At 68.1% G+C, this 21,514-nt stretch carries 14 protein-coding genes; 5 read left to right on the forward strand and 9 right to left on the reverse strand.

Going from position 1 to position 21,514, the window contains the following annotated elements; translation table 11 throughout:
• Nucleotides 1-54: 54 nt before the first annotated feature.
• Nucleotides 55-1,377, reverse strand: a complete 1,323-nt coding sequence (locus K3554_RS08065) for an aspartate aminotransferase family protein (RefSeq protein WP_259939061.1) — start codon at nucleotides 1,375-1,377, stop codon at nucleotides 55-57.
• A 262-nt stretch (nucleotides 1,378-1,639) separates the two neighbouring features.
• On the opposite strand from K3554_RS08065, the gene K3554_RS08070 reads away from it, so the two are divergent.
• On the forward strand, nucleotides 1,640-2,566 hold the full coding sequence (locus tag K3554_RS08070) for a TAXI family TRAP transporter solute-binding subunit (protein ID WP_259945839.1): 927 nt from the start codon (nucleotides 1,640-1,642) through the stop codon (nucleotides 2,564-2,566).
• 68 nt (nucleotides 2,567-2,634) lie between these two features.
• Nucleotides 2,635-5,220 carry a TRAP transporter permease gene (locus K3554_RS08075; protein WP_259939063.1) on the forward strand — a complete coding sequence of 862 codons (2,586 nt, stop codon included), beginning with the start codon at nucleotides 2,635-2,637 and terminating at the stop codon, nucleotides 5,218-5,220.
• Between the two features lie 1,242 nt (nucleotides 5,221-6,462).
• On the opposite strand, the gene K3554_RS08080 is transcribed toward K3554_RS08075, so the two are convergent.
• Nucleotides 6,463-7,419: a hypothetical protein gene (locus K3554_RS08080; RefSeq protein WP_259939064.1), complete on the reverse strand. Its 957-nt coding sequence runs from the start codon at nucleotides 7,417-7,419 to the stop codon at nucleotides 6,463-6,465.
• Nucleotides 7,420-8,037: 618 nt separating this feature from the next.
• Between K3554_RS08080 and K3554_RS08085 the strand changes: the two genes are divergently transcribed.
• A complete protein-coding gene (locus K3554_RS08085) occupies nucleotides 8,038-8,280 on the forward strand; it encodes a hypothetical protein (protein ID WP_259939065.1) in 243 nt (80 codons plus the stop codon).
• Nucleotides 8,281-8,668: 388 nt separating this feature from the next.
• Nucleotides 8,669-10,306, forward strand: coding sequence for a hypothetical protein (locus tag K3554_RS08090; protein WP_259939066.1), 1,638 nt, complete (start codon nucleotides 8,669-8,671; stop codon nucleotides 10,304-10,306).
• Nucleotides 10,307-10,384: 78 nt separating this feature from the next.
• Here K3554_RS08090 and K3554_RS08095 read toward each other — a convergent pair whose 3' ends face one another.
• On the reverse strand, nucleotides 10,385-11,170 hold the full coding sequence (locus tag K3554_RS08095) for a metallophosphoesterase (RefSeq protein WP_259939067.1): 786 nt from the start codon (nucleotides 11,168-11,170) through the stop codon (nucleotides 10,385-10,387).
• A 429-nt stretch (nucleotides 11,171-11,599) separates the two neighbouring features.
• Between K3554_RS08095 and K3554_RS08100 the strand changes: the two genes are divergently transcribed.
• The gene (locus tag K3554_RS08100) at nucleotides 11,600-11,956 is read left to right on the forward strand and encodes a hypothetical protein (RefSeq protein WP_259939068.1); all 357 of its coding nucleotides are present in this window, start codon (nucleotides 11,600-11,602) and stop codon (nucleotides 11,954-11,956) included.
• A gap of 18 nt (nucleotides 11,957-11,974) precedes the next feature.
• Here K3554_RS08100 and K3554_RS08105 read toward each other — a convergent pair whose 3' ends face one another.
• The 6 genes from K3554_RS08105 to K3554_RS08130 all read right to left on the reverse strand — a co-directional run bounded on the left by K3554_RS08105 (nucleotide 11,975) and on the right by K3554_RS08130 (nucleotide 21,437).
• Nucleotides 11,975-13,300, reverse strand: coding sequence for a UDP-glucose/GDP-mannose dehydrogenase family protein (locus tag K3554_RS08105; RefSeq protein WP_259939069.1), 1,326 nt, complete (start codon nucleotides 13,298-13,300; stop codon nucleotides 11,975-11,977).
• A 107-nt stretch (nucleotides 13,301-13,407) separates the two neighbouring features.
• Nucleotides 13,408-13,668 carry an integrase core domain-containing protein gene (locus K3554_RS08110; RefSeq protein ID WP_409197345.1) on the reverse strand — a complete coding sequence of 87 codons (261 nt, stop codon included), beginning with the start codon at nucleotides 13,666-13,668 and terminating at the stop codon, nucleotides 13,408-13,410.
• Between the two features lie 655 nt (nucleotides 13,669-14,323).
• Nucleotides 14,324-16,213 (reverse strand): asparagine synthetase B, encoded by a 1,890-nt coding sequence (locus K3554_RS08115; RefSeq protein ID WP_259939071.1) that lies wholly within the window; start codon nucleotides 16,211-16,213, stop codon nucleotides 14,324-14,326.
• Nucleotides 16,210-18,972 carry a glycosyltransferase gene (locus tag K3554_RS08120; RefSeq protein ID WP_259939073.1) on the reverse strand — a complete coding sequence of 921 codons (2,763 nt, stop codon included), beginning with the start codon at nucleotides 18,970-18,972 and terminating at the stop codon, nucleotides 16,210-16,212. Before K3554_RS08120 ends, K3554_RS08115 begins: the two co-directional genes overlap by 4 nt.
• Nucleotides 18,965-19,753 (reverse strand): hypothetical protein, encoded by a 789-nt coding sequence (locus tag K3554_RS08125; protein ID WP_259939076.1) that lies wholly within the window; start codon nucleotides 19,751-19,753, stop codon nucleotides 18,965-18,967. Before K3554_RS08125 ends, K3554_RS08120 begins: the two co-directional genes overlap by 8 nt.
• A 19-nt stretch (nucleotides 19,754-19,772) precedes the next feature.
• Nucleotides 19,773-21,437: a GSCFA domain-containing protein gene (locus K3554_RS08130; RefSeq protein ID WP_259939079.1), complete on the reverse strand. Its 1,665-nt coding sequence runs from the start codon at nucleotides 21,435-21,437 to the stop codon at nucleotides 19,773-19,775.
• Nucleotides 21,438-21,514 lie beyond the last annotated feature (77 nt).

The following is a 21,514-nucleotide window of genomic DNA, read 5'->3' on the forward strand; positions in this document are numbered from 1 at the left end:
CCATAGACAACGACGGTCGAGGCGCCGCCGTTGTAGCCCACCGGCATGTGAAGCCTACGGCAGCATCGCCGCCAGCGCCCGGCCGAGCTTGTCGCACAGCTCCTCCAGCTGCGCCTCGGTGGCGATGAAGGGCGGGGCCAGAAGCACGTGGTCGCCGCGGCGCCCGTCGCGGGTGCCGGGCATGGGGTAGCAGATCAGCCCTTCCGCGAAGGCCGCCCGCTTCAGCTTGCCCGCGATGCCCCGCGCGGGGTCGAAGGGCGCCCGCGCGGCGCGGTCGGCCACGAACTCCAGCCCCTGGAACAGCCCGCGCCCGCGGATGTCGCCCACGTGGGGGTGCTGGGCGAAGCGCTCGCGCAGCATCGCCAGGAAGCGCGGGCCGAGGGCGTGGACGCGCTCCACCAGCGCGTGCTCCTCCAGCTCGTCCACCACCGCCAGCGCGGCGGCGGCGGCGACCGGGTGGCCGAGATAGGTGTGGCCGTGCTGGAAGAAGCCCGTGCCGGCGGCGATGCGCTCGTATATGGCCTTCGTGCAGAGCATGGCGCCGATGGGCTGGTAGCCCGCGCCCAGCCCCTTGGCGATGCACAGGATGTCGGGCGCGACCCCGTCCGCCTCGCAGGCGAAGAGGTGCCCCGTGCGCCCCATGCCGCACATCACCTCGTCGAGGATCAGGAGCACGCCGTGCCGGTCGCAGGTCGCGCGCACGCGGGCGAAATAGTCGCCCACCGCCGGCACCGCGCCCAGGGTCGCGCCCACCACCGGCTCGGCGATGAAGGCCATCACCGTTTCGGGGCCAAGCCGCAGGAACTCGTCCTCCACGGCCTGCGCGGCGCGGGCGGCGTAGTCGGTCTCGCTCTCGCCCTCCTCGCGCTCGGCGTAGGCGTAGCAGGGCGCGACGTGGCTGACGTCGATCAGGAGCGGCGCGAACTGCTCGCGGCGCCATGCGTTGCCGCCCGCCGCCAGCGCGCCGAGGGTGTTGCCGTGGTAGCTTTGGCGCCGGGCGACCAGGTGGCGCCGCTCGGGCTCGCCGTTCTCGAGGTGGAACTGCCGCGCGAGCTTGATCGCCGCCTCCACCGCCTCGGACCCGCCCGACACGAGGTAGACCCGGTCCAGATCGCCGGGCGCCCTGGCGATCAGGCGGTCGGCGAGCGCCTCGGCGGGATCGGACGTGAAGAAGCCGGTATGCGCGAAGGCCAGCCGGTCCACCTGCGCCTTGATCGCCTCCGCCACGCGCGCGTTGGAATGCCCGAGGCACGAGACGGCGGCGCCGCCCGAGCCGTCGAGGTAGCGGCGTCCTTCCGCGTCGACGAGGTAGCAGCCGTCGCCCGCCACCGCCGTGGGGGGCGCGGCGTGGCAGTGGCGCGGGAAGACGTGGGACATGGCGAGGGGCCTCCGGGCGGGACGGTGCACCGATAGCATGCACGCCGGCCCGCGCGAGGGGCGATCCGCCCGCCGCGCGCCTCTGTGAAGGCGCCCGCGGGGCACGGAGGGGTGGACTCCGCGGCCGGGACGCGAAACGCTCCGGCATGGAAGGGCGCCCGGGACCACGAGGCGCCCCGCACTGGCCCCACGAGGGCCGGCAAGGAGGAGAAACCGGATGACCTACGCGAAATCGTTCCTCGGTCTGGCGGGCGCGGCCGTGATGGCCGCCTCGGGCGCCGCGGCGCAGGACCAGCAGTTCTTCACCATCGGCACCGGCGGCGTGACCGGCGTGTACTACCCCACCGGCGGCGCCATCTGCCGCCTCGTGAACGCGGGCCGCGCCGAGCACGGGCTGCGCTGCTCGGTCGAGTCCACGGGCGGCTCGGTCTACAACATCAACACCATCCGCGAGGGCGAGCTGGAGTTCGGCGTCGCCCAGTCCGACTGGCAGTACCACGCCTACAACGGCTCCTCGCAGTTCGAGGAGGCGGGGCCGTTCGAGGGCCTGCGCGCGGTGTTCTCGGTCCACCCCGAGCCCTTCACCGTGGTGGCCCGCGCCGAAGCCGGGATCGAGAGCTTCGACGACCTCAAGGGCAAGCGCGTCAACATCGGCAACCCCGGCTCGGGCCAGCGCGGCACCATGGAGGTGCTGATGGAGGCCAAGGGCTGGACCACCGACGACTTCGCGCTCGCCACCGAGATGAAGGCCGCCGAGCAGTCCGCCGCCTTGTGCGACAACCAGATCGACGCGATGGTCTACACCGTGGGCCACCCCTCGGGCTCGATCCAGGAGGCCACCACGGCCTGCGACTCGGTGCTGGTCGAGGTCGCCGGCCCGGAGGTCGAGGCGCTGGTCGAGGAGAACCCGTTCTACCGCACCGCCACCATCCCGGGCGGCATGTACCGCGGCAACGACGAGGACACCGCGACCTTCGGCGTGGGCGCGACCTTCGTGACCTCGGCCGACGTGAGCGACGAGGTAGTCTACACGCTGGTGAAGTCGGTGTTCGAGAACATGGACGACTTCCGCCGCCTCCACCCCGCCTTCGCCGACCTCGACCCCGCCGAGATGGTGAGCGCGGGCCTCTCGGCCCCGCTGCACCCGGGCGCCGAGCGCTACTACCGCGAGGCCGGCCTCCTGGAGTGATCCGGGCCTGAACGACCGCCCGGAGCGCACCTGCGCCCCGGGCACCTAACCTGGGGAGGAGCGGGGCGATGGCGGGCAAGGCACTGAGGGACGACGAGCTGCAGGAGCTGGTCTCCGCGAACGACGCGGGCGGGCGCAACCCTGCCGGGGCCGTGGGCCTCTTCGTGGCCGCGGTGGCCCTGAGCTGGTCGATCTTCCAGGTGCTGCTGGCTTCGCCGGTGGCGCCATGGGTGCTGCCGGGCGACCTCATCAACAACAGCCGCCAGATCCACCTCGCCTACGCCGTGTTCCTGGCCGCCATGGTCTACCCGCTCTGGCGCGGCGCCCCGCGCGACCGGGTGCCGCTCTACGACTGGGCCCTGGGGCTCGCGGGCGCGTTCCTCGCGCTCTACGGCTACTTTTTCTACGACAAGATCGTGGGCAACGGCGGGCTGGCCGACGACGCCGACGCGCTCGCCGCCCTCGCGGGCCTGACGCTGCTCTTCATCGCCGCCTACCGAACGCTGGGCCCCGTGATGGTGATCCTGGCGCTGGTGTTCCTGTTCTACGTCTTCTTCGGCTCGTCCGACGTGGTGCCCGACCAGATTCGCTGGGCGGGCGCATCCTTGCGCAAGGCTATGAGCCACATGTGGATCACCTCCGAGGGGGTGTTCGGCATCGCGCTCGGCGTCTCCACGAAGTTCGTGTTCCTGTTCGTGCTGTTCGGCGCCCTCTTGGACAAGGCCGGCGCCGGCAACTACTTCATCAAGATGGCGTTCGGCGCGCTGGGCCACCTGAAGGGCGGGCCCGCCAAGGCCGCCGTGGTGGGATCGGCCGCCACGGGCCTCATCTCCGGCTCCTCGATCGCCAACGTGGTCACCACGGGCACCTTCACGATCCCGCTCATGAAGCGCGTGGGCTTCTCGGCCGAGAAGGCCGGATCGGTCGAGGTCGCCTCCTCGGTGAACGGCCAGATCATGCCCCCCGTCATGGGGGCCGCGGCCTTCCTGATGGTGGAGTACGTGGGCATCTCCTACTTCGAGGTCATCACCCACGCCTTCCTGCCAGCCGTCATCTCCTACATCGCGCTGGTCTACATCGTGCACCTTGAGGCGGTGAAGCAGCGCATGCCCACCATCGGCGACAAGGTGGTCAGCACCTGGCGCACGATCATGGGCATGGTGCTGTTTTTCGCCGGCTTCGCCATCCTGTGCTACGCCACCCAGTACCCCGTCCGCTGGATCACCGCCGCCGTGCCCGAGGGCGCGGGCTGGCTGCTCGCGGTCCTCGTCGGGGTGGTCTACGTCGCGCTCGTCTGGCTGGCCGCGCAGACCGACGACCTGCATCCCGACGACCCCGAGGCCGAGATCGTGGAGCTCCCCGACCTGGGCGAAATCTACAAGACCGGCCTCTACTACCTGCTGCCCATCGTGGTGCTGGTCTACTTCCTGATGATCGAGCGGAAGTCGCCGGGCCTCTCGGCGTTCTGGGCCACGTTCCTCTTGTTCTTCATCCTCGTCACCCAGAAGCCCCTCAAGGCCCTGTTCCGCGGCGACGGCGAGCTGCTGGGGCGCGCCCGCGAGGGCGTGATCGACCTGATCGCCGGCATGATCGACGGCGCGCGCAACATGATCGGCATCGGCCTCGCCACCGCCACCGCGGGCATCATCGTGGGCACCGTGTCGCTGACCGGGATCGGGCAGGTCATGGCCGACTTCGTGGAGTTCCTGTCGGGCGGCAACCTGATCCTCATGCTGATCCTGGTCGCCGTGCTCTCGCTGATCCTCGGGATGGGGCTGCCGACCACGGCGAACTACATCGTGGTCTCCTCGCTCATGGTCGCCGTGGTGGTGGAACTGGGCGCCCAGTCCGGCCTGATCGTGCCGCTGATCGCGGTGCACCTGTTCGTGTTCTACTTCGGGATCATGGCCGACGTAACGCCGCCCGTGGGGCTGGCCAGCTTCGCCGCCGCCGCAGTATCCGGGGGCGACGCCATCAAGACCGGCTTCACGGCGTTCTTCTACTCCTTGCGCACCGTGGTCCTGCCGTTCGTGTTCATCTTCAACACCGACCTGCTGCTGATCGACGTGACATGGTGGCAGGGCATCATCGTGTTCGCCGTCTCTACGGTCGGCATCCTGGTGTTCACGGCGGCCACCATGAACTGGTTCGTGACCCGCAACCGCATCTGGGAGACGGTGGCGCTGCTGCTGATCGCCTTCACGCTGTTCCGCCCGGGCTTCTGGCTCGACCGGATCGAGCCGCCGTTCCAGCAGCGCCCCGCCGAGGAGGTGTTCGCGATCGCGGAGGCCGCCCCCGCCGGGGCCGAGCTGCGCGTCGGGCTGGAGGGCGTGACGCTCGACGGCAGCGAGGTGTCCTCGAACTTCCTGCTGCCCCTTGGAGAGGCCGGCGGCAGCGGCTTCGACCGCCTGTCCCGGAGCGCCGGCCTCGACCTCGTGGAGCGCGACGGGGAGGTGATCGTGGACCTCCTGGCCTTCGGCGGCGTGGCCGAGCAGATGGGCGTGGACTTTGACTGGGTGGTCACCGGCATCGAGGTCGAGGCGGACCGCCTCCCCAAGGAGCTGTTCTTCCTGCCCGCGCTGCTGCTGCTCGGGCTTATCGCCTATCTCCAGCAGGGCCGCGCCCGCCGCGAGGGCGAGCCGGTCCCGGCCTGACCGTCGGCGCGACGGGGGTGCTCGGTCTGTAGAGGGATCGGGACCCCCACGCCCGTCGGCATCGGCGGCGCCGGACACGAACGATGGGTGGGGGTGGCGGAGACGAAGGGTGCCGAACAACCCTAATATCACCTTGATATCAAATGAAACTTTTCAAGCCGCGGAAATTCGTACCACACATCATACCACGCAGTGTATCAGACGCATCCCTTGATGGTTGTTCGAAGCCCGGACGAACGAGTATCGCAGCAGTGTAACCGGTCGCTCAACGGGGCGCGTGCATTCTCACCACTGTTTCGCATCCCGCCGCTAGACACTCAGCGTTCTTCCCCCCTACGCTTCCTCTGCGGGGTCGCCCCGCATACAGGCAGGCCCCTCCCGCGCTGGCAGGCGTGGCGAGGGGCACTCCCCCGAACGCGAATGGCTACGCACCAGGCTCGCCAGCGGGGGCGTGTGAGTGCCCACCCTCGCCAGTGTCCTGCCCACCCCTCGGGCAACAGGGAACGCCCTAAGTGGGGCGCGTCCGATGGGTATGGGAGGGAGGGAACGTGCGGCGCGGGGCCGCGTAGCGGGCTTGCAGGATTGCCCGAGCTTTCCCGCTTCTGCGCCGCGTCATTTCGATGAGTGCGGTGACGGGCGGCCTCGATACCCCAGGACCAGCCAGAGGGCGAACCGATGCCTTCGCGCTGGAGATGCGCTACCGCAGGTTTCGCCTCGCGCACGCGCAAGGGCGCCGTAGGGGTACCCTCCGCCGGAGGGTTTTCGGAGCGATACGCGCGCGCGGGGCGGCCTTTCCTGAAAGCAAAAAAGGGGCGAGCGCGGCGCGGGCGGCAACCGTCGCTGCAGCGACCTGAGCCGTCGCCGCGGCGCAAGGGGGTTGCCATGACGGCCACTCCTTCGGGCGGGGCTTTCCGATGGAAGGAAAGGGCAGTGCCATGGCGGACCAGGGCTTTCCACTGGACGCACCGGGAGTGGCACCGCTTGGAGCTGACCGATTTGCTTGGGGTCACTGTGCGAAGCCCCCCACGGACAGGGACCGTGTATCCAGCTTCAGGAAAGGCCGTCGCGCGGCCCCTAAACGAGCGCCAGTCTGCTTAGACTCGATTGGGGTTTGCATGCCATGCAGGCCGCGGCGATTCCGCGGGGCCTCGTGGGTGCGCGCGGGCGTCAAGCTGAGCAGCGTTCCGAGGAGGGCGGAGACCGGAAGCCGACAGATCCATGAGGTACTCACGATCGGGGAGCTCATGCGTCGTCGTCGGCGGACAGGTCGATGCGCTGCCAAGCGACGCCGGCAACTGTTTCCCAATCCCCCTGCTCGTTCGGTCGCCGCCAGCGTGGCACTGGCATCGCGTTGAGGGCGGCCAGCGCATCGTCGAAACGTCTGAAGCGTCGTTCCTCGCGCTTTCCGCCGATCCAATACCATTCGTGTCGCCACAGGTGCGGGTGGAATATGCTTCCATCCCGCGCCATGGGCACGAATATGATCGCCTCCGGGTCGAGGGGTGCGCTCTCCTGAGGAGCTGCCTCTCGGTGATTCCAGATCGAGTTGCGAAAGTCAGGGCGCTTCTGAAGCCAGGCAAGTGCGCTCGCCGCCGTCGCGCCCCCCTCGAAACCGCCTTCGAGCGTGGGCGAGGCGCTGGACATCAGGTTCCGCACCCGCTCCTCGGAGACCCCACCGAGGATGGCGAGCGAGCCCACGTCCACCACGCCAGTGCCGGTGTCGAGCGCACGGCGGGAGCGGGCGATGCGGACGATACGCGCTACGGCGTTGTCTTCGAGCGCGAGACCCGAGGCATCCGCGTAGGCGACTACCTCATTCACCAAATCTTCGAGCCATGCTGCCCGCTCGTTCAGCGGCATGGTTGCTGGCGTCACTCCGTGCACACCGTAGAGCCCAGCCGCATCGATACGCCGGGCAATCGGCCATACCTCGCCGGCAGACTCGGCGTTCTTCTCGAACGTCTCGCGCCAGGTCTCGGCCCAGACCCCACCATCCCCCTCGGCCGCCTCCACGAGTGCAAGGAGGGGGTCAGCGGCATCCTCGACACCTACGATTCCTTCGATGATTTCGAGGGTGTTCGAAGGGAGTTCGCGTATGCACGGGCCGTAATCCCAGAAGTGCTCGTCGTCTCCATGGGCGAAACCGGAATACCACTCGTCCCGGCGTTCCTCCGCGGTGACGACGCGCTGGACCGTCACGCATTCCATCATCGCGGTCGTTGTCGTCTCTTCAGTTGCGGTGCAGGCGGCGGATCCGGCTACGAACGTGGAGGCTTCTGCGCCCGTCGGACAGCGCGCAGGGAGCGACCACGAACCCGGCTTCGAAGCGCCGGCGGCTATGGCATCCGCGAGGTTCGAGCGTAATCTCGGCGGAGGCAAAGCGGCCCCTGCAACTGCGCCCGGCCTTGGCGCCGGCAGGGCGGAGAGAACCTCATGGGACCCCTCCGTTGGAAAGACGGCTGTCATTTCCATTAGATGGGGGGAAGGGGCGTCTCTTCCGGACCCATTCGCCACGTTGTGTTCCGGGAAATCGACTTCGCAACCGCGAATACCCCCGACAGTTTCCCGCCGGAGGTTCGCAGCACTGCGGTAGCGCCAAAATAGTTGCTTCATCTATTGGTATTTTCGGTGGTTTGATAAGTTTAGTGGGATGCTCAGCCAACGGCACCTCTGACAAGAAACGGTGAACAAGGCATTAAGCAAACACGTCGTCAAGAAAGCATCTAAGTCGGGCAAAGTTGGAGAGAGTTCGAGACAGTAACGCTTCGGTAACCATCCTTCGCCAAGTCTTCCGATTTGAATGCCGAGGAGAGAACGATGTGTCTGACGTGCAAGTCGCTGGGTCTTGTCTGCGAGTTCCGATGGGAGAAGGGTGAAGCGCGTTTTACCCCCTGCCCGGACGGCTGCGAGTTCAGCGACGGCGTCGACGCGATCATGCGGGATGAGGAGAAGGAGTGGTATCCGATGATGCTCCCTCATCACCCGCTGCCCGACAGGCCCCGCTACCTGCCGGTCGCCATCCAACAGCAGGAAGTAAGGGAAATTCTCTCGCGGTCGTAGAGATCTGAAGATCGGCAGTGCCGGACCAAACACAGCTTTGCTTCGGCGCTGCCGGTCTCTAAGGGCGGACCGTCATTCATGACGCAGCGCTTCGAGCAGGTCATTACCCTTCCGCACAGTTGTTAACAACGCACTCGCAACATCACGACCTGTGTCGAGTTTTCGGAAAACCAAGGCCTTATTCAAATCATTGAAAGCCGAGGTTTAATTCACGCACAACGAATTAACCGTATCCCCGCGACGTCCCTAACCGGAGGTCGTAATGATCCGCCTTGCCCCCCATGACGCCGATGGCTTCGAAGCGACAACTGATCTGTTTGGCGGGAACTTCCTCGCCACGCGAGGGGGCACGCAGGCCGATCTCGAACAGAAAGCCGCAGTCGAAGACTTGGGCATCCACTCTCTGCGCTATCCGGGCGGATCGCTGACCGAGAAGTATTTCCGCATCACGGATCCGAACAACACGGCCGCCCTCGACGACAGGGACGAGCCGGTCGAGCTCGTTCCAATCTCGGACTTCTTCGCCTACGCGGCGGACACCGGCAAGTCGGTCACCATGGTGCTGCCGACCCGCCAGTTCCTGTCCGAGAGTGCGGACAAGAACGGCGACCGGTTCATCGACATCCCGGTCGAAGACCTGCGGGGGTTCGTCCGGGACGTGATGACGGGGCGCTACGGCAAGGTCGAGATCGACGCCTTCGAGATCGGCAACGAATACTGGGGCGCCGGCGAGATGACGGCCGTGGAATACGGTCGCCTCTCCTCGGCCATGACGCGGATCGTCGGCGGCGAGCTGAAGAGCCTCGAGAACGAGCACGGCGGCGACTTCGACGTCGACATCATCGCCCAGGCCGGAACCAACTTCTCCTACTCCAACCTCTCGGAGGGCATGCCGGAGGACGCCAGTCCGGACGAGATCCTCGAGCTGCTCGGCGAGCGCTACGACCGCGAGTTCGGAGACGAGTTCAAGCTGAACAGCGGCTCGGTGAACTGGCGCCTCGTGAACGACCAGCTCATCCGTGACGAGTTCAACCCGCGGGAGTATGACATCCTCGATGGCTTGGTCTCGCATCTCTACTCCGAAGGCCAGGTGAACCCCACCGACCGCCACTTCGGCCTCGACCAGCTCAAGAAGACCTGGGACCTCGACGAGGGAGGCAAGAGCATCCACGTCACGGAGTGGAACTCGAGCGCCAAGAGCACGCGGTTGTCGCCGGACGACGACTACGGGCTCCACCAGGCCCACGAAATGCTGAACGTCGTCGAGGCGATGATGTCCGCCGGGGTCGAGCAGGCCCACGTCTGGCCGCTCCTGCACAAGACCACCACGGCGCTGAGCGAGGGCGCAGCCCATGACGGCCTCTCCCCCGCGGGCGAGATGTTCCAGATGATGATGGAGACGCTTCCCGGCAAGATGATGCTCGACTTCACGCCTAAGAAGGAGAACGTCACGGAGCTCGTCGACGACGATTGCCACGTCCACGGCTTCTACGGCGCAGGGGAGATCATTCTCTACATCGCCTCGGATGCGGACGGGATGATCGCGACCGAGATCGACATCTCGAGCATGGTGAGGTCGGGGGGCGAGGTGAACGCCTTGGTCCTCGGCGTGACGGAAGGAAGCAATCCTGGAAGCTCGAAGTCGGCTGCGCAGGTCGAGGAACTGACTCAGGGCGATGTCTACGAGGACGGGATCCTCAGCGTGGTGCTCGATCCAGGCGAGATCATGCAGGTCGAGATACGCGACTTCGTGGCCACCGAAGACTTCAAGCAGATTGCGGCGCGCATCGACGGGGTCGAGCCCGCGGTGCTCGGCGCCGATGAAGTCGCCGCCATCCAGGGGGGCGACGGGAGCAGCGACAACATTCTGGATGCGATCTCGTCCGATGCCCCGGCAGCGTTCCCGCCAGACGAAGAGGAGGTCGAGGACGACGAGGTCCTTGTCGACGATGATGGCGGCGGGCTCGGTATGCTGCTTGGCCTGCTTCCACTGCTGCTGCTTGGCGCGATGTTCGCGGGAGGTTAGTCACTCTCTCCCCTCGCGCTAACAGACGACGAAAATTGTCTTCTCCTTTGTCTCACCGAGAAACTAGCGCTGACGGCATTAGCCGCCGGTAGCCTCGATCATCGCGATGCCGTCCGCATCGATGCGCGCCGCCGCGAGGCGCCCCGAGAACCACGCGCCGGTGTCCACGGCGATGCGCCCCCTCTCGACGCGCGGGGCGTCGACCACGGTGTGGCCGTGCACCACCCAGACGCCGTCACCGCGCGGCGCGGCCTCGAAGCGGGGGTGCCCCCAGATCAGGGTCTCGGCGGGCTGCGCCTCTGGGGGCGCGGCGGGGTCGGCGCCGGCATGGACGCAGACCAGGTCGCCCGAGCGCCACAGCGCCGGCAGCGCCGCGAGCCAAGCCGCCTCGCCGGCGGGCATCGCCGCGCGCAGGGCTTCGGCGGCGCGGCGCAGGACGGCGGGGCCCGAGTCCTCGGCGGCCCCCAAGACGCCGTAGCTCGCCAGGGTCTGCACGCCGCCGTGGCGCAGCCAGCGCCGGCCGCGCTGCACCGGGTCCTCCAGGAAGTCGAGCATCATCCGCTCGTGGTTGCCCATCAGCGCCACGACCCGGCCGGGCTCGGCGCGCTGCAGGCCGCGCAGGCGCGACACCACCGCGGCGGCGCGCTCGCCGCGGTCCACGTAGTCGCCGAGGAAGATCAGCGCCGCATCGGCGCGCCTGCCTTCGTCGACGTCGGCGGCGATCCGGTCGAGCATCAGCTCCAGCAGGTCGGCGCGCCCGTGAAGGTCGCCTACGGCGTAGACGCACCGGTCCGGCACGGGCGTGCCGTCGCGGAACGCCGGGGGGCGGGCGTCGCGGCCGCGAAGGAGACGGCGGAGGAACATTACACATGATCCTTCTTCGGCGGGCTGAAGCCAGAGAGCGGGATCTGGAGACCCTCGGAGCGCTCGCGCCCTTACCACGGTAAACGTGGCGACGGCACTACCCCGTGATAGCCATTCCGGGGGAGGAATGGCCCTTCCAACAGATATTGGAACAAAACGAGAAACGTTTCGCATGCGAAACGTTTCTCGTTTTGTTCTGCTCTCCGAACCATGCCTACCTTCGTACCCCGGCTAGAGAAATGGTGTCGGAAGAGTGAAGTGTGGGGCGGCCTTATCCGCGAATTAATCTACTGCGTCCCCACGTTCGACAGAGCGGTGGAGGGGGGCACGGCGGATGGACTGTTAGAAACAAACGTGCTCTTCGCGAACGCTGGAAGAGGCACTTACCGCGTCTGCGGTACGTTGCGCACGAGCTTGTTCCGTCGGGCGATGGGGTCGATCAAGGCCGACGACCGCGTGGCCCTGCGCGGCGTCGAGGTCGTGCTGGCCGCGTCGCCGGACCCGATCGCGCTGCTCCACGTAGCGGCGCCGGGCGGCGCCGTGCGGATGGGCGGGTGCACGATGCTGTCCGAAGGCCCCACGTGCACCGTCGTTCTGGCCGATCCCGGGCCGTGGGGCGCGGGCGGGACGGGCATCGTGCCGACCTTCGCGAGCGAGGGCGGCAATCTCTGCGGCGCGGGGATCGAGGGTCCGGCGCAGCACGCGAACCCGGCCGTGGCGCCGATGGACATGGACGCCTTCCTCGGCCTTACCGACGCGGAGGGGCGCGACCTGGCCGGGTTCTGAGGGGCGGGGGGAGGGGGCTTAGGCCTCCTCCCCGATTCCCTTTCGCCCGACGAATGCGGCGCGTTCGAAGCCTGCGGCTTCGGCGTCGCGGGGGCTGTAGACGTTTCGCAGGTCGGCGAGGCGGGGGGTTCGCATGGCGCGGGCGATGCGGGCGAGGTCGAGGGCGCGGAACTCGTTCCACTCGGTGAGGATCACCACGAGGTCGGCCTCCGCGGCGGCCTCGTAGGGGTCCTCGTGCCAGGTGGCGCCGGGCAGCAGCGCCTCGCCCTCGCGGCGGCCCTGGGGGTCGACCACGCGCACGCTGGCGCCCCCCCCCACCAGCGCGGGCACCACCGTGAGCGAGGGCGCGTCGCGCATGTCGTCGGTGTTGGGCTTGAACGTCACCCCCAGCACCGCCACCGCGCGGCCGTTGAACGAGCCGTCGAGCAGGTCGCGCAGCTTCTCGACCATGCGGTGCTTGGTGGCCTCGTTCACGGCCATCACGGTCTCGGTGATGCGCATCGGCACGCCGTGCTCCTGGCCGATCCGCGCCAGGGCCGAGGTGTCCTTGGGAAAGCACGAGCCGCCGTAGCCGGGGCCGGCGTGGAGGAACTTGTTGCCGATGCGCCCGTCGAGCCCGATGCCGCGGCTGACCTGCTTGATGTCGGCGCCGGCGCGCTCGCACAGGGCCGCGATCTCGTTCACGAAGGTGATCTTGGCGGCCAGGAAGGCGTTCGCGGCGTACTTGATCATCTCGGCCGACTCGAGGTCGGTGACCATGACCGGAAAGTCGCGCAGGTAGAGGGGCCGGTAGATCGCCTGCATCACCCCGGCGGCGCGCTCGGACTCCACGCCCACCACCACGCGGTCGGGGCGCATGAAGTCGTCGATGGCCGCGCCCTCGCGCAGGAACTCGGGGTTCGAGGCCACGTCGAAGGCCGCCTCCGGCGCGGCCTCGCGCATCCACGCCGCCACCCGGCGGTTGGTGCCCACGGGCACGGTCGACTTCGTGACCACCACCGCGTAGCCCGTGAGCGCCCCGGCCACGGCGCGCGCGGCCGCCTCCACGAAGCGCAGGTCGGCGTGGCCGTCGCCCCGGCGCGTGGGCGTGCCCACGGCGATGAACACCGCCTCGGCCCCCGCCACGGCGGCCGCGAGGTCGGTGGTGAAGCTCAGCCGGCCCGCCTCGACGTTGCGCGCCATGAGCGCCTCGAGACCCGGCTCGAAGATCGGAACCGCGCCGCCCCGCAGACGCGCGATCTTCTCCTCGGAGGTGTCCACGCACACCACCTCGTGCCCGAAGTCCGAGAAACACACCCCCGACACCAGACCCACATACCCCGTCCCGATCATCGCTATCCGCATGGCGATCCCCCCGTTTGTGCCGGCGCGGAGCTAGCGCGAATCTTTGGGAAGGACGACCATCTTTCTGTAATGGCGAGCTGCCCCAATCGAGTGGTCCGAGTCGATCGTTAGCGTTTCGTTAAGCGCCGGTCGACAGGCACAATGCCCTCCGTCGCCGGTGGCCTGCAGCTCAGGGCGTCGTGGGCCCGGACGGTATTGTAGTAACAGCACCATCGCTCGACGAGGAGCTGCGAGTCGCGGAGCGAGTAGAAGACCTCCCCGTCAAGCCGCTCGTCGCGGAAGCAGGCGTTGGAGCGCCCGCAGTTGCCGTCCTCCCAATGGGGCCCGGCTCGATATGGGCGGTCTTCGCGCCCACGGCTTCGATCCAGTCACGGACTTTCGACGTGGCAAATCCGGGGCCATTGTCGGACGTGATGAACTCGGGCGGACCGCGCCCGACTGCCGTCGGCCTTGCAGCACCTCCACTCGGCGCAGCTTCAAGACGATGTCCCCGGGCTTCTCTCGCTTCCCAGCCATTCCCTGCCCCCACGATGAGATCATTCCGTCCCCGTGAACGGACCACTTCGGTGGAGGCATTCCACGCTTGGACGATGTGGCGCGTCGACTTCATCGGCAAAAGCGCGTCGCTGTCGCAGATGTCCCACGTACGCTGAGGCGCGAAAGATCCCGTTAGAGTGCCAGCTTTTCGACCCGATCGCCAAGTCGCCTTGGTCGAGCCGGATCATGGGTGCCAATTGGGCGCGTGCGGGTTGGTAGCGGAGGTGGCCGTCCATCCGCTCGTGCTGGCCGCGATCAACCAGCAGCGGGTGCGCTCGGATGCCTGTGACGTCCGTCTCGCCGCACAAATGTCCAGCATGGGTGCGTCAATGCTCCGCGGTGGGGCGGATCGCGCCGAAGGGAGTATCTCGATCTGGTAGCCGTCGCGCATGACGGTGCCGTTCTTCCGGTTTGGCGGTGTCCTCGCAGTGGCAGTGGCGGCTCGCAGCTCGGCGGGCCGTCGTGATCGCGGGGTGGTGCGGGCCTTCAAGCGTTCCGACGCGTCGTGGGGCCGTCGATGAACTTCTGGAACCACAGCTCCATGTTGAGGATCATCCACAGTCGCGACGTGTGGTTGCGCTCCTCGTCAAGATGCTCGCGCAGCAGCGCGTTGACGAAACTCTGCCGGAATAGCCCGCGTTCACGGAAGGCCTGCGACCGCAGGACATCCTCGAACAACTGGCGGGTCCGGCTGGTGCGCATCCATTCGCCGATGGGCACGCCGAACCCCCGGTTCTCGCCGTAAAGGGTGTTCGCGGGCAGGTACGGCTCGAGAGCGTGCTTGAGCATGGCCTTCAGGCCGCGCCGCCCATCCGATCCGCGCAGGCGGGCCTCGACGCCGAGCGACGTCATCGCGTCCGAATAGACGTGGTCGATGAACGGGGAGCGCGCCTCCGTCCCGCCCAGCGCCGCAGCCACGTCGACCTTCACGAGGAAGTTGTTGGACAGGATACCGTGCATCTCGATACCCGCAGCCACCTCCGCGGTGTCCCAGATGTGAGCCTCCTCGATGGCCGTTCCCACCCGGTCGATGGCCGGGCTGGGCAGGTAGGCCGAAAGGGCCATACCGTATCCCTGCCGCTTGAGGCTTTCGGTGAAGACGGCCGAGCGGCGCAACATGAAGTCGCGCGGCAGGGGCGAACCGAGCGCGCCCGATGAGAGCGGCACGGGCACGGGCACCGACTCGCCGCGTGCGAGCGCCTCGCGCATCTCATGCGTCTCCAGATAGCGGGCTGCACCCAGGAAGGTCTGCTCGGCCCCGTCGCCGCCCAGGATCGAGCGCACTTCGGTGCCCGCCACGCGCGACAGCGCCGTCGTCACCAGCGAAGAGTTGTCGGAGAACGGCTCGTTGTAGGTCCAGATCAGGTCGTCGAGCGTGTCTATGAGCTCTTCGCCCATGATATGCGTGGAGTGGCGTACGCCGTAGAGTTCCGCATGGCGGCGCGCGTCTTCGGTTTCGTCGAACCGGTCGATGCCGAAGCCTGCACAGAAAGTCCGGATGGGCGTGCCCGACACCTCGGCGAGGCGTGCCACGATGGCGGTCGAATCGACGCCGCCCGACAGGAAGGCGCCGACGGGGCGATCGGAGATGGAGTTGTATCTCAAGGCCTCGTCGAGGCCCGCGATCGCCGCGTCGCACGCGTCTTCGGGCGTTGGCTGGGGGGCGGCGGGGTCGGGTTGCGCGCGTGTCCAGTAGACGTCGCGGTGCATGGAGCCGTCGGCCTCGAAGGTGGTGACGACGGCCGGGTGCAGCCGCTCGACGCCCGCAAAGCAGCTTTGCATATTAGGTGCGTAGCGGAAGGTGAAGAACGCATGGACGTTGCGCATGTCGGCATCGCGGCGGGTGCCGGGCCAGTTCAGGATCGCCTTCGCCTCCGTGGCGACGAGGACGCGGCCGTCACTGTCGCGGGTCATGAACAGCTGCCGTTCGCCAAAGCGGTCGCGCACGACGACCAAGCGGTTCGCCGTCATGTCGTGGATCACGAAGGTCGCGCCACCGCGCACCTTCCGGGCCAACGCCCGCGCGCCCCAGACGCGGTATCCCACGGCCGCGACCTCTGCGTCGCCATCGGTTCGGAAGGTCTGTCCGGCGGCGGACAGTTCGGCGCGCAGCTCCCGCCAGTTCAGGATTGTGCCATCGAGGATCGCGACCGCGCCGAGATCGTCGCGGACAGCCGGCTGGGGAGCCGTGCCTATGGTAGCGAGCCGCACGACGCCCAACGCGGTGCGGTCGTGGATATGCACCCCAACGCCGTCGGCGCCGCGGTGGCGCATGGCGTCCAGGGATGCCCGGATATGGCGCCGCGCGCCCGCGCTCGCGTCGTCGTCTCCGTGCCCCAAGGGATCTGGGCCGATAGTGGCGAAGAGCCCGCTCATGATGCCCGTTCCGTCGTGTCGATGGCGGCCAGCGGCGCCATCCTCTCGTAATGGGTCTCGATCTCGGAGATCACCGCGCCGATCGAGAAGGTCGCTCGGGCGGCGTCGCAGGCCTGCGACGCCATCCGGGACCGCAGGTCCGGTTGCTCCAGGATGGGGATGGCGGCCTGCGCGACGGCGGCGGCCACGTCGTCGTCGGACAGGCCCGCCACGTCCACTACGCGTCCCGTGACGCCGTCGACGACCGTGTCGGCCGCGCCGCCGACATCGACGGTCACCACCGGGACCCCGAGCGCCTGGGCTTCGATGATCGTGTTGGGCAGGCCCTCGCCCCAACCCGAGACGAAGACCAGAAGGTCGAGCGCGCGGAACCACGGCTCGGGGGGCATTTGCCGTCCCACGAACCGGATGCGCTCGTGCAGCCCCATATACCTGGCCTGCGATTCGATCTCGTCGCGCAACACTCCGTCACCCACCGCAAGCCCCACGACGTCGAGATCGCGCGGCAATCGGGACAGGACGTCGAGCCAGACATGCCACCGCTTCATCGGGTGCATGCGCGCCACGAGGCCCACAACCGGCCGTCCCGTCAGGTCGTGTTCGCGGCGGATGTCGCGGGGGTCGCGGGTTGCGGCGCGCCGGTCCATCGCGTCGAAGTCGTATCCGTTGAAGGCGACCTTCGCTGTTTCGCGCGGCAGGTCGAGCCAGCGCTCGAAGCTGCGCGCGCCGTCGTGGCTGTTACACAGCAACGTGACGTCAGGGCGCGGCAGGACCAGCCTGTAGAGGGCGCGGATCTCCGCGAGGCGTGGGATGTTGTGCTTGGACATCGTGCGCCGCCCACCGATAACTATGCGCGGCACCCCGGCGAGGACGCCCGCCACAGCCGCCAGAGCGCCGGCATCCTGCCAGCCGTGGACGGTGTGGGGGCGGGTCTCGACGAAGTCGACCAGCAGACCGACGATCGTCGAAGCCTGCGCGGGGGGCAGTACCGCCAGGGCGCGCGCGGTGGCTTCGAGATCGGGCATGCGGGCGAGCGCGGTGCGCACGTCCGATGCAGCGATGGCGTCCTCGAGATATCGCAGCGGCACGCCCGAGGCGGTCACGTCCTCCTCGATGGAATGGTCGGCCCTGCGGCGCACGGCGAGGATCGAGACGGGGCCGAGCGTGGCGCGCCGCATCATGCCTTCGGCAGTCCACAGGCACTGGCGCTCCGCGCCGCCCACGCCAAGCTGGCCCGTGACATGCACGACGCCGCCGTCGCGTGGCGCGTCCGGGCGGGCGCTGGCGATGGGGCCGGACGCGAGCAGCGGTGCGAGCAGGCGTGCACAGCTCTCGTGATCGTCCGGCATGTTGGTGCCGCCGAGCGCGCGCGCCGCGCCTAGACGGATGACGCCTTCGACGAGCGAAGCGCTTTCGGGCACCAGTGCGGTGAGCGGCTCTACCCGGCGCTGGATCTCGCGCAGATCGCCGAGCCGCGTCAGGGTGCGCAGAAGGGCACGCGACGCGACGGTGTTGCCGGGGTCCTGAGCGATCACTTGCACGGCTATCTCGCGCGCGCGCTGGTTCTCTTCCGCGCTCAGTAGGAGCATGGCAATGTCAGCACGGTGCGCGGGGGTATCGGGGCAATTGCGCAGCGCTGCGTCGATGAGGTCCGAGACGGTCGCGTCGTCGAGCATATGGCGCGCCGAGGACACGGCCATCGCGTAGGCCGCGATGTCCGCGGGGTCGGCCTCGATCGCCTCGCGGGCCAGATCAAGCGCCTGGGCGTGCAGTCCCTGATCCTCCAGCGCCCGATGTTTGAGCGGCAGGATCCTTCTGGGGGCCACGCCAAGATCGACGGCCCTCCCCGAAATTCCGAGGCGTTCGGCCGGATCGATCCTGCAAATGCCGGCGAGGTCGATCAGCATGTCGACCACCGGCGGCGTCACGTCGTGTCCCGCCGATACGAAGCGCGACAACTCCTCGAGGGCATCGTCGGAGCGCCCGAGCCTGCGCAGAAGCGTGCAGCGGCGCACGGCGTAGACCCTCTCGGCGCGATGCGCCTGCGCGTGAGCGTCCAGATAGGCAACGGCCGCCTCGGGGCCGCGGGTCATCTCCTCGATGACGGAGCGATGCAGGTGAACGTCGGATTCGAGCAGCGCGCCGCCGAGTCGATCGAGCGCCCGCGCCGCCGCCTCGGGACGGCGCTCGCGGATCAGCAGCCGGATCATGCGGTTCGCGGACAGCCGGTGATCCGGGCGGCGCCCGAGCGCGGTGGACAGGGTCGCCAAGGCGTCTTCGAAGCGTCCGGCGGCGAGAAAGCGCGTCGCGGCCCTGCCCAGCGGCTCGACGGAAGCCGCCGGGTCCATGAGGTCCGCCGCGCGCATGAGCGCGCGCGCGGCGGAGGCGTCGTCGGTCTCGACATCCGACAGGGCGATCAAGATCCACGGTCTCGGATGCGCCCGCGACGCGGCGCGCAGCAGATCGAGGCGCCACGCGTCCGGATCGCCCAGGCGCCGGCTCTCGAGAGCAGCGCCGAACCATTCCGCGCCACAGCGCCGGCGCTCGTCCGGCGGAAGGCCGTCCAGTGCCTGCGCGAGATCCGCACGCCACTCGACGTCGCGCGCGCATGCCGCTAGCAAAGCGTAGGCATTCGCGCGGTCGGGGGGGCGGCGCGCGGACACGCGCGCGATGTCGGCGCCGGTCAGCGAAAGAACCTCATAGGCCACGTCAGTGATCGGTGCCATCGCGCGTCCCGGTCCGGACAGAAGATCACCCATGATCGATTTCTCCACGGTGGCGCGTCGTCGAAGGGGTACCTCCCTCGGGCGGGGCGGTCGGTGCCGAGGGTCGGGTCATGTTGTCGGGGCGTTCGCGCGCACAAGCACGTGCTTCCACGCGATAGAGGGACTGGAGCCATCTGTCGTTGTTCGCGTCGATCTGGCAAAGCCTGTCGAGGATGCAGATCTGCGCTTCGTCGGTATGGGCATAATGCTCGTTGCGCCTCAGGCGGGTGATCTGCCCGCGCAGGAAGACAGCATCATCGATCTGTGGCAGGCAGGCATGCAGCAGCTCGGCCACCTCGCCCATGCCGCCCGATACGGCGCGGGCTTCGGCCGCGAGGCTTGCGATCTTGGGCGCTTTAGGCCGCTGTGCATGCTCGGCCTCGATCCGCTCGAGGGCCAGAGGGTCGCGCTCTTGCAGCAGCGCAACGAATGGCGCGATGGTCGGGGGCGCAACCGGAGCGGGCAGCGAAGGGGCCGGGGTATCGGCTTGTAAGGGCCGCACGACATCCCAAGAGGCCTGCGCGGCGGGCACCGGGCTGGCGCGGGTGCGGCTAGCAGGTGCGGGAGATACGCCAGCGCCGGGGTGCTGCTCCGGCGCCTGATTGCGGGGGGCCTGACCCAGGGAAGGCGTCGGCGCGCGCTGGCCGGCCGGCGCGAGGGCGCGCATCATGGCCCCGACGGCAATCCCAAGTCTGTAGAGAAGGCCTATTTTCTCTGGGTCGCTCAAATGTGTCTTCTTTCGAATATCGGTGTCGAAATGCGCTCCTATCGCCATGATAGGCGCGGAAGCAAGCTCACGTGATTTCGTAGGGATCGCGCAGCCTGGCGCGCAGCGCCTCTGCTCGGCGGATTTCGGAGGGCGTGCCGGGCGTCGCGACCGTTAGAGCCCTGCGCGCCGCCGCATCGTATCCCCGCGACAGTTCCAGCTCCCCGAGCGCCAGATGGGCCCCGGCGAAATCGGGATTGGCGTTCACCGCATCCTTGAGAAGGGTGCGTGCACGGTGGATCTTGCCCTGTCCCAGATACCACAGCCCCACCTTCATGCGTGCGCGGGCCGAATAAACGGGAAAGCGCGTGATGAAGTGATGCAGCGCCGTGGTGATCGCCTTTTCTTCGTCCGACGCGAGCGCGGCCGAGATCCACTGCTCGAGAAGCGGACGGGTGGGCAGATCAAGAGTCTGGACTAGGGCACCGAGCAGCTCTGCCGCCTCCGCGGGGCGTGCGAGGTTCACGAGGGCCATGGAGCGAGCGCGCGTCAGCGATGCATTGGCCTGCCCGTCACTAGGCACGCTCGCGACGCGCAGCGCCTCTTCGTAGCGTCCGCGCCCGCAAAGCCACCGCGCGTGGGCCGCGACGATCTCGGGGGCGTGCGCGAAGCGGGCCGCGAGTTCGGCCAGCATTTCGCCCGAGCGGGGATGGTCGTGCGCCTCGAGCTCTCGTACGCGGCCTAGCGCCTCGGTCTCGTCGGGCGCTTGGGCGTCGTTGCCGTCGCCGTCGCCCTCAGGGCCATCGAGGAACGCGTCCATCATACGCTGGACGTTGAAGCGTACGATGCCTTGATTCACATGGTGCAAATCATCTTGCCAGGCGAGCTGGCGATCGGAATGGGTGACCGATTCGTAGGACGGGAAATAGGTGACGAAATCGTGTCGTACGACCGCCGTCTCGGCGGCCACGCGCAGCACCGATTTCGAATAGGCGTTGGCGGTGATGACGTCCTCATCGCGGTGTGTCTGGCTCAACGGGACTGGCGAGACGGTCAGCACCACGCGCATGTCGGGCCGCCCATGGCGGCGCAGGATGTCGAGTGCCCGCATCAGGTAATCGGTCGCCTCGGCGGCGTCGAGCACGGCCAGTTCGTAGCGCTTGGGGTCGCGTCGGATCAGGGACGGGCGCGGGACCGCATTCAGGTACGACCCGGTCCACGTATCCTTCCAGACCTCCACGTAGCCTAGCGTTAGGACGATCATCTTGCAGGTGGCGGAGGCGCGGTAGGTCTCGAAGATCGCCTCGCGGCGTCTGAGGACGACCTCGCGAGTCTCGGGGCGGATCGCGGGGTTCAGATGCAGGTCGACCCAGCGGTTCGGCATCACCTCGACGAGGTGGGCGTCGGGGTCGAACGCCTCTTCCCCGAAGCTCCAGGCCAGCTCGTTCCAGATCGAGGGTGTGCCGTAGTTGTTGAGCGAGGCGGCTTCGAGATTGACGAACTCGGGACGCGCCATCACTTCGCGCGTGGGCAGGCGGATATTGGCGCGGGCCATTTCCTGCTCGACGTTGCGCGCAAAGCACGAGCCGATGGTGAAGACGGAATCCCCGGGGCGAATGCGGAAGGGGGCGTCGAAGGTCGGGGCGCAGAAAGGCTCGACCCGGTTGCCGTCCCCCCGTTCAGGCCATTCTGAGACGGGATTGGCCTTGCGCGTGGCGATCGCCTCGGCGGCGGGAATTGTCAGAAGCGGCATGGGGATCTTTCTGACTAACGACCGGCTGACTGCTGGATGGGGCGGTGTTATCAGAACCGCGCTCGAGTGTGGAGGGA

This window comes from Jannaschia sp. W003 (genome assembly GCF_025144335.1).
In the GTDB taxonomy this organism is placed as follows: domain Bacteria; phylum Pseudomonadota; class Alphaproteobacteria; order Rhodobacterales; family Rhodobacteraceae; genus Jannaschia.

What these genes read in the sequence shown, in the direction of transcription:
- K3554_RS08065 (WP_259939061.1), bottom strand. Translation starts at nt 1,377, where the DNA reads ATGTCCCACGTCTTCCCGCGCCACTGCCACGCCGCGCCCCCCACGGCG.
- K3554_RS08070 (WP_259945839.1), top strand. Translation starts at nt 1,640, where the DNA reads ATGGCCGCCTCGGGCGCCGCGGCGCAGGACCAGCAGTTCTTCACCATC.
- K3554_RS08075 (WP_259939063.1), top strand. Translation starts at nt 2,635, where the DNA reads ATGGCGGGCAAGGCACTGAGGGACGACGAGCTGCAGGAGCTGGTCTCC.
- K3554_RS08085 (WP_259939065.1), top strand. Translation starts at nt 8,038, where the DNA reads ATGTGTCTGACGTGCAAGTCGCTGGGTCTTGTCTGCGAGTTCCGATGG.
- K3554_RS08095 (WP_259939067.1), bottom strand. Translation starts at nt 11,170, where the DNA reads ATGTTCCTCCGCCGTCTCCTTCGCGGCCGCGACGCCCGCCCCCCGGCG.
- K3554_RS08100 (WP_259939068.1), top strand. Translation starts at nt 11,600, where the DNA reads ATGGGGTCGATCAAGGCCGACGACCGCGTGGCCCTGCGCGGCGTCGAG.
- K3554_RS08105 (WP_259939069.1), bottom strand. Translation starts at nt 13,300, where the DNA reads ATGCGGATAGCGATGATCGGGACGGGGTATGTGGGTCTGGTGTCGGGG.
- K3554_RS08115 (WP_259939071.1), bottom strand. Translation starts at nt 16,213, where the DNA reads ATGAGCGGGCTCTTCGCCACTATCGGCCCAGATCCCTTGGGGCACGGA.
- K3554_RS08120 (WP_259939073.1), bottom strand. Translation starts at nt 18,972, where the DNA reads ATGGGTGATCTTCTGTCCGGACCGGGACGCGCGATGGCACCGATCACT.
- K3554_RS08125 (WP_259939076.1), bottom strand. Translation starts at nt 19,753, where the DNA reads ATGGCGATAGGAGCGCATTTCGACACCGATATTCGAAAGAAGACACAT.
- K3554_RS08130 (WP_259939079.1), bottom strand. Translation starts at nt 21,437, where the DNA reads ATGCCGCTTCTGACAATTCCCGCCGCCGAGGCGATCGCCACGCGCAAG.